Consider the following 13,457-nt stretch of genomic DNA (forward strand, 5'->3'; position numbering starts at 1 on the left):
GGTTTCAGGAAGGAAGACTTTACTACGGTGACCAAAGACACTTTGCTCGCTTTGTTCAAACGCAAGACTTTGCACTATGATGAGCTCATCAGGCTTATAGGTTTTTTGGAGTTAAAGCAAGTGAAGAGTGATTTGCGTGCATTGTCGCAGGAAGGTACGGCGGCTAAAAAGGATCGATGGTCTGCGTTGTTGGCACTTGCACGTATGGACGATGCCTATGCTATTGAAAGTGTCATGACACGTGTAAAGAGATTGCCGGTAAATGATGCGGTAGTATATGAAATATTTCCAGACCTGGTATATACCCGCCAGCGTGCTGTATTTGATCTGTTGATTGATGCATTGAACAATGATGCCAAAAATTGTGAGTCAGCCAATGCAGAGTATGATGCCAAAATTCCTTGTGCTTATCGTGTTATGGAAATGCTTGCGATGGCGGTGGCTAATTATCCACTGACGCGCGATGCAAGTGGTGATATCAACACAAAAGACTACAAGGCAGCATTGGAAACTGTGCGTGAGTGGTTCAAAAGAAATAAAGAATATACAATCGTAAAGAGTAATTATTGAAGGCAGCGTGAGGTTGTAATGTGACTATAGGAAGTTAGGTAAATAGTATCAATATGTACGTAATGGAAGTTAAGCGTTTGAAGAAGTATTTTTTGCTCCTGGCTGTTCTTACTGTGGGCATAGCTGCGTGGGGTCACCCTGCTGACAGTCTGTTGGTGAATAAAAAGGATTCGGTGTTCACCTTCCGTTCTGCTACAGCGGAGGCATACTCGTTTGATGAGCCTGCTGATATACTGGAAGAAGGCATGTCGCCTGCATCTGCTTCGAATGATTCTGTTCAGCGCTATATTGATCTGGCTCGCTCGTTATTCGCCAAGATTCGCGAGACACAGAACTTCATTACCAATATTGATCAGGCCAGTAAAGTAGAATTACCGGTAGGTATATCAAAAAGTATTGGTGGAGTAAATTATGATATAGCGATCAACGCTATACGACTGAAACCTGCTTATGCAGAGCTGGATGTGTTCCTTCAGTTCGAAGTGCCGCAGAACAACCAGGTGCTCACGTTTATGGCACGCGGTATAAAATTCTCAAAGAATGCCGGTATAGTAGGTGATGCCAAACTGGAGTTGCTTGGCGACTACGCTATAAACTTCAATGGCGATAAAGTGCAGCTTATATTGAAAGGTACGTCTTCCGGTCAAGGCACGTATGCGGTGATGGACTGTGATGGCTTCAGAGAATTATCGTTAGATGCAGAAGTAAAGTTCTCACGTGATATGATTCGCCCGGAGAATGCGAATGGGAGTGTCGGAAGCGGAAATGTACAGACAAGTTTCAAAACGGTTCTCAGTGGATGGAACGATCTGGTGGTGCAAATCGATCTTCCTCCCTTTCAGGTAACAGGTTTGAATGGTGTAGGCTTTAGTGTGCGTGATGCTGTTTTTGATTTCAGTGATTTGCGCAATGCACCAGCAGTAGTTTTTCCTGCAGGGTATCAATCAACACAATTTTTACCAGACAATCCCAACCTGTGGCGCGGCTTCTATCTGCGTCAGCTTACCGTTAGTCTTCCTCCGGAATTGCAGAAGAAAGGTGCTACTACCCGCACGAGCTTCTCGGCTGAAAATGTATTGATCGATAACATGGGTATCACCGGTAAATTTACCGGCACCAATCTTATTCCGCTGAATCAAGGTGATATGAATGGCTGGGCATTCTCGCTTGACTCATTATCAATTGATCTTCGTGCCAATCAAATTGTACAGGCAGGTTTTTCCGGTGGGCTTGTTATACCTATCGGTAAAGAAGATCAGCCGTTTGATTACTCCGCGCTCATCAGCACAGGCGGTAATTACCTCTTCAATGTTTCACCTGCCAGCAACATGACGTTCCCGTTGTGGGGCGCTGGCAAAGTACAGATATACGATGCTTCCTATCTCGAAATAAAAATACAGGATGGCAAATTTTTGCCGAAGGCTAACCTGCACGGGCAGATGAGTATTGCTGCCAGGCTTAGTGAAGGCGGACAGGGTGTGGAACTTGCAAACATCACATTCGAGAACCTGGAGATACAATCGGTAAAACCCTATATCAAAGTAGGAAACTTCAGCTTCGGATCAGAAGCCCTGCAACAGAAGATGGCCGGATTCCCGATCAGCATCAATGATATAGGGTTAAGGAGTATATCGGATACCGAAGTAGGTTTGGATTTTAAATTAAAACTGAACCTGGTAGGAGAGAGTGCCGGATCATTTGCAGCAGACGCTGGTCTTACGCTGGTGGGCAATATGGAAACCGGTAAAGGGCTACAGCACTGGAAGTATAAAGAGATACTGGTGAATGAGATTGGCGTAGACATCGATGGTGGTGCCTTCAAGATTAACGGCCGATTGAAGTTTTACCGCAATGACGTTATGTACGGCGATGGCTTCAACGGTTCTGTGAAGGCAGAGTTTACACCCGGCATAAAAGTTACAGCAAATGCTATTTTCGGTAACGTAACAGGTATGCGTTACTGGTATGCTGATGCGATGGTAAACTTCCCATCAGGTATACCCATCTTTACCGGTGTAGGTATATATGGCTTTGGTGGTGGTGCATACTACGCAATGAAGATGGACAACCAGGGCGTGGGTAGTGATCTGGGAAGAACTTCCTCAGGGGTGGTATATGTGCCAGACTCAAAAGCAGGCTTGGGTCTGAAGGCAATTGTGAGCATCGGCTCGTATCCAAAGCCGGAAGCGTTCAATGCCGATGTAACATTTGAAATATCATTCTTCAGGAGTGGTGGAGTACGATATATAGCATTAGGCGGAAACGGATACCTTATTACACCAGGTCTTGATCTTAACCTCGACAAGATGAAGGGTGCTGCCAATAAAATGGTGGGTGCTGTGAAGAAACTGGAAGGCCAGATGTCAGATGCGACTATGGGACTTGTGAAGAGTGGTGGTAGCGACAATTCTATGACTGAGATCTTTGGCGAGATTGGCGATAAAGCCGGACAGAAAGGACAGATCTCTGCGAAAGTGATGATCGACTATGACTTCGAGAACAGTGTATTGCATGGAACCTTCGAGGTATTTGTAAATGTAGCTGGAGGCTTGATCAAAGGTGTTGGTCCGAATGGAAGAGCCGGGTGGTCAGTACTACACTTTGCGCCACACGAATGGTATGTATATGTAGGTACACCATCCGATCGGGTGGGTATAAGTTTGGGTGTTGGTTCGATTCGTGCAAGTGCAACCAGCTACTTCATGGTAGGATCGAAGATATTGGAAAGCCCACCACCACCGGAAGAAGTAACACGCATCTTAGGCGGTGGTGATTATGACTATATGAAAGATCTCAACGCGCTTGGTACGGGCGGTGGCTTTGGTTTCGGAGCAGCGTTGAGTATTAACACCGGCAATCTTTCATTCCTGATGTTTTATGCGAAGTTTGAAGCTGGCCTTGGCTTCGACATTATGCTGAAAGATTATGGCGATGTGAAGTGTAAAGGAAGAAGCGGAACACTCGGTATCAACGGATGGTATGCCAACGGACAGGCATACGCTTACTTTGATGGCGATGTAGGTATACGCGTAAAAGTATTTGGCTTCAAGCGGAATATCAGTATTCTGAGTATAGGAGCAGCGGTGTTGTTACAAGCCCAGCTTCCGAATCCGATATGGTTGCAGGGTACTGTCGGAGGTCATTTCAGCGTGTTGGGTGGTCTTGTAAGCGGCCAGTGTAAATTCCAGGTAACGTTGGGTGATAAGTGTGAAATTGAGCGTGAAGGAAGTGTAGTAGAAGATCTGAAAGTAATCGCCCAGATAACACCTGACAATGGTGTAAAAGATATAGATGTATTCAATGCACCACAGGCGGTATTCAATTTTGCAGTAGGTAAATCATTCAACCTCGTGGATATCGATGAGCAGCCTAAATCATTCCGGGTTAAACTCGAATACTTTGGTATCAAAGATGGTACGCGTGAAATTCCCGGTTCGGTTGAATGGAATGAAAGCCTGGATGTGGCAGCATTCAATTCATTCGAAACACTTCCGCCTCAGAAGGAATTAAAATCATCTGTGCAAGTGAGCTTTGAAGAATTTGCAAGTGGTATATGGAAACCTGTTATCGTGGATGGTAAGAAAGTAGTTCATTCCATGGAGACCAGCTTTACTACGGGAACGGCACCTGATTATATACCACTTAACAACGTAGCCTATAGCTATCCGCAAATAAACCAGGTAAACTTCTATAGTAAGGAGTACGACAAAGCCTATATCAAATTGAAGAAAGACCAACCTTATCTCTTTAACCTTGACAACAAGTGGAAACAGAAAGGTCGCTTCATTGCCAATGGAACAACAACGCTGGTTGATATCCAATATCAGTCGGGGGAAGTAATCTTCGAAGTTCCGAAGTCGCTTGAGAACGGAGCGGTATATTCATTGGAATTGGTAAACATGCCTGCCAATACCAATACATCGGTTGATAAGAACGTTTCGGATAATGTTTCGAAAGTAGGTGGTGACCAAAGTGTGGATATGGAAATGAAAGGTAAGAAAGCAGAAGGAACGCTGGATATATTGCAGGAGAAGACTTTCTTCCAGACGCATTTCAGAACAAGTCAGTATGCAACGTTCGCACAGAAGATAAACGGACTTCAATACTCCCCTGCGTGGAGGCGACAAATTCGTAACTATGTTCATGAGCTCGGTGTAACGGTAAACGCGAACGAACTCTTCAGCCAGTCAGAGATATATGGCGACAATGGAGCTAAAGCGCTGGTACACTTTGAATCTATTCTGTCGAACAATCCATATTACGACAATCAGATCAACCCACTCATCTACGAAGGATATCCATTGGAAGGTATAGGTACGATTTCATGGCGTACTCCCGAAGATGCGGGCGTACCTCCTGTTAAAGATGTGTCGTACATCCGCCAGTATCCATCGAACATCGTGATGACTGATAGCGATGTGCAGGCGAATACATTTAGTTTCAGCACAAATGAAGGAGCTCTTGTCTATAATGCCGCTCATTATATGGAATATGATTTCCGCGATATCCAAAGCCGCATGGTGAATAAGTATATAAATACAGGTGTTGCCAGCGACCGTGTGAAGACGTTGTTGTTGGCTCCTTTCCCCGTTATTGCGGATGGAACGTATTCTGTAAAAGTGAAGTACGTATTGCCGGGTAAGGATATAGTTACTTCCGAGCAGGTGATCCAGATGACAAATACTATTAAACCGTAATGTGTAAAGGAATGACGCTTCGTATATACTATATTTTGTTGTGGATGCTTTTGCTTGCCGGAACTCACTCCGTGCTGGCGCAGCAGCAACGCGGCCGCATCTATGCCATTGCCAAACCTGCGAAGGATAAGATACAGTTGCGCTGGGGACCGGATAACGAGGTAGCCTGGCAATACCTGGTAAAGAATGGAATTACTATTGAACGTATTACTGTAGCCCGAAACGGAGCTGTGTTGCCCGTGCCTGAGCGGAATCAGCTCACTTCGCAGCCACTGAAGCCATGGCCTGCATCGGCATGGCAGCCTCGTGTTGAAAATGATGACTACTTTGCGATAGGAGCTCAATCTTTATATGGCGATGATTTTTCAATCACCAATACCAAAGGAAAAAGCAGTGTTGTAGAAATGATGAATATGTCGAAGCAGCAGGAGCTTCGCTTTTCCTTCCTGTTGTTTGTGGCCGATCAATCTTTTGAAGTTGCAAAAGCAGCAGCGCTGGGATATGAAGACGGAGCGGTGCGACCGGGTGAACGTTACTTATATCGTATATACCCGAGCAAGGCGTTGCCTATAAAAATTGATACAGCCATTGTATATGTGGGCACTGATGATAAATACGAGCTCCCACAACCGTTGGATCTCAAAGCTACCTTTGGCGATAAGGTGGTAAACCTGAGCTGGAACCGAATCAGCCACGAGCGAATTTATAACAGCTATATCGTTGAGAGATCAGAGGACGAAGGCAAGACCTTTAATCCAATAAACAAACTTCCCTTCGTGATGACAGCTCCGGAACGTGCACAAGCCTCTCCATATATGTATCGTGCCGATTCGCTTAAAGAGAATAGCAAGCGCTATACATATAGGGTAAGAGGTATAGATGCATTTGGAGAGAAAGGGCCTCCTTCCGAAATAGTGTCAGGTATGGGTAAAGGTAAAACCAGTTTACAAGTACAGATTAATCGCTCGCAGGTCATTAATAATCAGCAAGTGCATTTGGAATGGGAGGTAGAGCCCCGAGAAAAGATTTCTGAGGTTACCCGGTTCAAGCTCTTCCGCTCCAATTCGGTGACCGGGAAGTATGATGTAGTGAAAGATAACATTGCACCCGGTAGTTTAAATTATACAGACGCTACTCCTCGCCCCACCAATTATTACATGGTATCAGCGTTCACCAACGATGGTCAGGCGGTCAGTTCATTCCCGATACTGGTGCAGTTGGAAGATAGTATACCACCGTCAGCACCGCTGGGACTTGTTGGTGTTGTCGATACAGCGGGTATAGTAAAGCTGCAATGGCGTGCCAATACAGAAGACGATCTCGTGGGATATAGAGTATATCGCTCACTTTACAAATCGTCAGAATATTCACAGGTTACGCATACTTTTTTGAAAGGAGTCGACTATCAGGATACAATCAATATACGATCGCTTGATAAGAATGTATACTACAAGATCACAGCACTCGATACACGATACAATGAATCAAAATTCTCTACGATATTGGAATTAAACAAGCCAGACAGAGTTGCGCCTGTACCACCTGTGTTTACAAATATTATTAACGGTAACGGGAATGTAAAACTGGAATGGAAACGGAGCAGCAGCAATGATGTGAAAGAACAAGTGCTCTACAGAAAAGACGGAGCCGGAAGCTGGCAGACCATCAAAACATTTCCAGTCGATTCAATACTATATATCGATAAGAATGTGCAGCCGTCTACGCAATATCAATATAGAATTATAGCCATAGACGGAGCCGGTAACAAATCGATAGCATCAAAAGAAATTACAATACGTACATCGGCTGAAACAGATCACCTTCCGGTGAGTACATTAACCGCTACGCCCGATCGGGCCGGTAAGAAGATAGCCGTGGGTTGGGAGTATCCTTCATGGAATAACATTCAGAAGTTTTATGTGTATAGAAGTTCGGCCGGTGAGCCGTTGGCACTCTATAAATCATTGCCGGCAACCAGCCGTGGGTTTCATGATGAGCAGGTAAAGATGGCGACATCCTATCAATATCGGGTTAAGGTGATTTTTAAAGACGGGACCGAAACTCCCTTCAGTAAAGAAGTTGGTGTAAGCTTTTAAATTATTCAGGTATGAATATGAAAAAAATACTGGTTGTACTCATTGGTTTGTTGAGTTTGTTTGCTGCGGATGTACAAGGCCAGACAGTTACAAAGTATAGAGTAAGAGTCTGGTTTGCTCGGAATAATTCAACCCTTTGGTGCTATACCCTTACCATGACAGGGATGGTCGTGAAAGTTGGTAATACAACTTTTAATATACCAGACGGTGTTAACTCAAATAATTCTTTTGAAGTAGGCCAGATTTCAGGACCCCTGCCGGATTTTGTGTCGCTTAACTTTTCCGGCAAATATACCTGTTCGGGAAGTTCAAGTGGAACGAAAACATATACTGTTAATCTCGCACTCACCAATTCGGTAGGTTGCGGAGGACATTATAGTTATAACACAGGTGTAAATGCTGGGCATGGTATAGATTTCTATGTTTACCTGGAGCCGGTTGAAGTCGCTCCCATATCTATAGTGTCGGCACCGAGTTGTATGGATGGTACCATGACGGTGAATGTTTCGCCTATGATTGCATACGAAGACTATTATATTCAGGCTGGGATATTGGACCCTTCCACAGGAACGGTATCAAATATTAAGACCATTAAAGATGTTTATGCTACCGGAGGCGCTGCGTATCCTGGAGGTACGGTAACATTTGATATGAAGACCGGATTCGGCGCCAGTTATCCAACATACGAGAATAAGCAGATTGTGTATCGGGCGGAAGTATATTCTACTCCATGTGGAGGCGGGACATTATATACTCCGTGGGCAGGGCCCTACTTCTTATATCCATCATCACCAACATTGAATGGATCAATCTCCTCTACAGCTCCATATTGTGCAGCGAAGCCAGCCACCGGAACATTAACAATTCCAACGGTTACGGGTTCGGCTTCTTCGTATGTATATAGTGTGACTAAACTTGTTCCCAGGGATGTGAGTGGAGGAATAGATTGTCCAGCTTCTGTACGTATAACTTATAATGGAACGGAATATTGTCCAGGTACTGCTACCTATAATCAAACGGCTTCCGGTACAGCTGCAGTTACCTTTGGTAGTCTGACGTCTGGTATATACCAGATTAAAGTAGAAAACCAGGGAGTAACCAATCCCTGTACGCAGGCAGTTGTTTACGAAATTGGTGCACCCGGTTCATTTACGGCAAGTGCTTCTCCGAACGCGCCGAATGCCAGCGGCTATAATATAGTCTGCTATGGTGGAAGCAACGGTCAGATCTCGTTCTCGGTTTCGGGCGGTACTGCTCCGTATACCTATAGCATCAACGGTGTTAGTAAGACGCCCGACATCAGTTCACCTCCTACATTTACCAACCTTACTGCCAATACCTATACCTTAAAAGTTACGGATACAAATGGCTGTGATACAGATGCTGGTATAGCGGATGTTGTGCTCTCGCAAACTCCGGCTGCAGAAGCACTTTCTGCCGATTTTGTAACCTTGAAAGATCCAACCTGCTATACGGGTAACAATGGATATGTTACACTGCAGGTAAATTATGGAGCGCCTCCTTTCAGCTATACATTGAACGGCACCGCCGCAACAGCAACCGGAGCAGATCGTTCTCCATCGATCAGTTCGCTCAGCCCGGATGTAGCCTATACCATTGTTGTTACCGATGCAAACAGCTGTACAAAGCAACTCGCTCCGTTTACGCTCACACGACCAGCCGATCTGTCATTTACCAGCGTAGATAAAGTTGACCTGATCTGCAACGGCCTGCCCACCGGTTCACTAAAGGTTGTGGGGGCCGTCGGCGGAACCGCTCCGCTTGAGTATTCTATTAACGGAGGAACCTCATACCAGGCTGATCCCGAGTTTACCGGCTTATCAGCAAACTCGTATGTGGTGAAGATTCGTGATAAGAACTTGTGCGTGAAAGATGTTTCGACTGAAACCATCAATCAACCTGCCGCTATAACATTTACTACCATCAGCAATTCACCGCAGAGCTGTGTGGAGATATCCGATGGTGTGATTAGTCTTGCGCCTTCTACGGGGGGAACAGGAGCACGAACCTATTCGATAGACGACAATGCCTATAAAGCAGAAGCGAACCCGGTCCAGTTCTCCGGTCTTGCTTCCGGTAACTATACGCTGTATACGAAAGACGCCAATGGCTGTAAAGTAACAAAGTCGTATTTCCTGCCGGCACGTCCTGCTATATCTGCGTCTTTTGCCGTGTCGCATCCGATCAGTTGTAACGGCGATAACGATGGCGCTCTGAACCTCACCCCTGGTGGCGGTACAGGTCCCTATACATTCAAGTGGTCTACGAACGAAACGACAGAGGATATTGCGGGCCTGGTTGATAATTTGTATACCGTGGCAATTAAAGATACCAAGGGTTGCATGAAGAGTTTTGATTATGATCTTCAGCAACCGGCAGTGCTTACGCTGCAACCTGTGGTGATGAGCTATTATGGATTTGGTGTATCGTGTAAGGGTTCAACAGATGGTTCTATTGATCTTACCGTACAGGGAGGAACCGGCCCTTTTACCTATGCATGGTCTACTGCCAGCACACAGGAAGATATAGCCAATCTTGCACCCGGTAATTACGATGTGCATGTTACCGATGCACACGGCTGCCAGGCATCTTCGCTGAAGATAGCGGTAACAGAACCGGCTCAGGTTGTGCAGGCGCTTGGCAACTTTAAAAATATATCGTGCTTTGGTGGCTCTAACGGTGAGTTGCAAAGTGTTGCTGCCGGTGGTGCTGGTTACTATCTATATTCATTGGACGGAAGCACTTGGCAGAACGAAGATCAGTTTACAGGTTTGAAAGCAAAAGCTTATACACTTTATATGCGCGATGGCAACGGCTGCGCAGGCAACACGGTAAATCATACTCTGACAGAGCCTCCATTGCTTGTATTGTCGTTGGATAAGAAGGTGGATACATCGTGCGGGGCAGCCAATGGTAGTGCCGAAGTTGTTGCTACCGGTGGTGCGGGCAGTTATCAGTATAGCTGGTTGGATGCTACGAACACAACGATTGGAACAGGCAGTACGATCGCAGCATTAGCGAGTGGCGACTATAAAGCTATAACACAAGACAGTAACGGCTGTACTACCAACATAACCGTAATCATTAACGACTCAGACGGTCCGAAGATCACGCAACAACTTCTCAAAGGATTAACTTGTTTTGAGAGCAACGATGGTGAAATCAGTATATCGGTAAGCCAGGGGCTTCCTCCGTATACTATAAATTGGGATACACACGCTGCTACCACCGACATTACTAACGTAACGGGTGGCGAGCATTGGGTGGAAGTGTTTGATTCAAAAGGTTGTCGTGGCAAGCAAACCTTCCAGGTAGATTTTCCGCCAGCGCTGGCGTTGGATTATACCAATACCATTCCGTTGTGTACGGGCAATACCGATGGAGGTATAGCGATTATTGCTTCGGGTGGTAATCCAGGGGGGTATACTTATTTGTGGTCAACCGGAAGTACCGGTACATCGTTGAGCAATATAAAAGCAGGTACATATCAGATCACAATAAAAGACACGAAGAACTGTACATTGGTACAGGATATTGTATTGCCCGATCCTCCATTGTTTACGGTAGATGCTGGTGGCGACCGCACGATCTGTGTAGGCCAGAAGTTGAAAGTAAAAGCACAGGAGGATAATGCTGCGTACTTGTGGACATCGGATGCAGGATATTCAAGTACCGACCGTGAGGTTATACTAACAATACCAGCGAAATATACTTTGAAAGTAGTAAGCCACAATGGTTGTGAAGCCGCAGACAGTTTTGTGTTGTCAACTTCGAATGATCTGTTGAAGGCAGACTTCCTGATGGCAGCAGAAGCACATGCGGGAGACACCGTGATACTGATTGATGTAAGCTGGCCTGTTCCGGAGGCAATCGACTGGTCATTGCCACCGGCAGCAAAAATAGTTACACAAGATGATGTGTATGCCGAAGTGATTTTCGAAAGTCCGGGTGACTATCAGGTTATACTGAATACACACCTGGGCGAGTGTATCGATAACTATACGAAGAGCATCACTATCCTGGAAGGAACATCAACCGGCGGACGGCAGGAAGCCCGCCTGGTGCAGCGGTTCGATATATATCCCAATCCCAACGCAGGATCGTTTACCGTGCAGGTAGAATTCTCTGAGTCTGTAAACGGCCGGTTGAGACTGATCAGTACTTCGGGTAAAAGAGTTTTGCAGGAGACATTAACCGATCAATCAACGTATACCCTACAGACGGCCTTGCAATACATTCCGGCAGGTATTTACTTCCTGATATTGGAGGCTGAGAACGAAACGCTCTACAAACGCATTTTGATCGAATAACAAGCTGTATTAATACTTAAAGAACTGCATGCTTCAACCGGAGGATGCAGTTTTTATTTATGTGGGTAGTAGATTTTGTGTGTTACTCCGTTTTCATAAAAAATTTGCAAGATTTGCAGAGAAACAACACTGGGATGCAATCCAATCTATGAAAATAACGACTATCATGAAGAAAATCATTTTGGGCAGCGTGCTTCTGATCAGCATGCTATGTCTGGTAAACGCTGCCGCGGCACAAGGCAACATCCATCAGCAATCTACTACTTATCAATGGCCAACAGACCCCATGGTGAAAGAGAAATTGGAAACCTGGCGTGATCAGAAATTTGGTATGATCATTCACTGGGGGCTTTATGCTGTGCCCGGAATAATCGAGTCGTGGGCATTGTGTTCCGAAGATTGGATTGAGCGCGACAGCACCATGGCTTATGATGATTTTAAAAAATGGTATTGGGGATTAAGCAAGCAATTCAATCCAACGCAATTCAATCCCGAGCAGTGGGCACAGGCCGCGAAAGATGCCGGCATGCGTTACCTGGTGTTCACCACCAAACATCATGATGGGTTCAATATGTTCGATACGAAGCAGACCGACTTCAAGATTACGAACGGACCGTTTGCTTCCAATCCTCGCGCAAACGTGGCGAAGTATATATTCGAAGCATTCCGCAAGCAAAACATGATGATTGGTGCCTACTACTCAAAACCCGATTGGCACACAGAATACTATTGGTGGCCGAAGTATGCCACAGCTGACCGGAATGTAAATTATGATATTCGTAAAAATCCATGGCGATGGAATAAATTCAAGGAGTTCACGTATAATCAGATTAGCGAGCTTACACACGACTATGGCAAGATTGATATACTCTGGCTCGATGGCGGATGGGTGCGTCCGCTGGAAACGGTAACAGACGAAGTGCGTGCGTGGGGAGCCGCTATACCCGCTTGGAGCCAGGACATTGATATGCCACGCATTGCTTCGATGGCACGAAGCGCCCAGCCCGGCCTACTCATCGTAGATCGTACCGTGCACGGGCCCTATGAAAATTATCAGACACCTGAGCAAAGTATACCAAAAGAAAAACTTGATAATCCATGGGAGAGTTGCATTACGCTGGGGGGTGCCTGGGGTTACGTTCCAAACGACAGATTTAAATCCAGTGCGCGTGTAATTCATACGTTGATCGAAGTAGTAGCAAAGGGAGGAAGCCTCTTGCTTGGCGTTGGGCCTACACCGGAAGGAACATTTACACAAGAGCAGATCGATCGTCTCAAGTCAGTAGGACAGTGGCTGCAGCAGAATGGTGCTGCGATCTATAGCACCCGTCCAGCCGATAACTATTACGATCAGGCAAGCGATACGTATTTTACAACCGGTAAGAACAAGGAAATATATGCGCTGGTGCGATTGAAAGAAGGTGCTTCTATACCCGCCACCGTTTCATGGTCGGGCAACGTTCCGGCAAAAGGTACTACCATGAAATTGCTCAGCACCGGCACCACGGTGAAGTGGAAGAAGGAAGGCGATAAGGTTATAGTACAGCTGCCGGCATCGTTCATAAAGAAATACCAGGCATACCCTGCGTTGGCTTTTTCATTTCAGCCATAAGCAAGGCGTCTCCGGACAGGAAATCAATTGAAGCCCTCTTCACCGAGGGCTTTTTTTGTAACTTATCAGTAGGGGAGATGTATGTAACCCGGGAAAAAACCGACACATTCAGCCTCATGGCCGCATAAATTTTTGAGGCGCTGTTTTGTCT

General features: G+C 45.7%; 5 protein-coding genes. All 5 read left to right on the plus strand.

Going from position 1 to position 13,457, the window contains the following annotated elements:
* Positions 1-570, plus strand: a 570-nt coding sequence (locus V7Q33_RS09505; RefSeq protein WP_333819702.1) for a hypothetical protein, incomplete at its 5' end; no start/stop codon positions are given.
* A gap of 77 nt (positions 571-647) precedes the next feature.
* Positions 648-5,267 carry a hypothetical protein gene (locus tag V7Q33_RS09510; RefSeq protein ID WP_333819703.1) on the plus strand — a complete coding sequence of 1,540 codons (4,620 nt, stop codon included), beginning with the start codon at positions 648-650 and terminating at the stop codon, positions 5,265-5,267.
* Positions 5,267-7,363, plus strand: a complete 2,097-nt coding sequence (locus V7Q33_RS09515) for a hypothetical protein (protein WP_333819704.1) — start codon at positions 5,267-5,269, stop codon at positions 7,361-7,363. Before V7Q33_RS09510 ends, V7Q33_RS09515 begins: the two co-directional genes overlap by 1 nt.
* An 11-nt stretch (positions 7,364-7,374) precedes the next feature.
* The gene (locus tag V7Q33_RS09520) at positions 7,375-11,694 is read left to right on the plus strand and encodes a T9SS type A sorting domain-containing protein (RefSeq protein ID WP_333819705.1); all 4,320 of its coding nucleotides are present in this window, start codon (positions 7,375-7,377) and stop codon (positions 11,692-11,694) included.
* A 166-nt stretch (positions 11,695-11,860) separates the two neighbouring features.
* Positions 11,861-13,306, plus strand: a complete 1,446-nt coding sequence (locus V7Q33_RS09525; protein ID WP_333819706.1) for an alpha-L-fucosidase — start codon at positions 11,861-11,863, stop codon at positions 13,304-13,306.
* Positions 13,307-13,457 lie beyond the last annotated feature (151 nt).

It is taken from the genome of Ohtaekwangia sp., from assembly GCF_036786105.1.
In the GTDB taxonomy this organism is placed as follows: domain Bacteria; phylum Bacteroidota; class Bacteroidia; order Cytophagales; family Cyclobacteriaceae; genus Ohtaekwangia.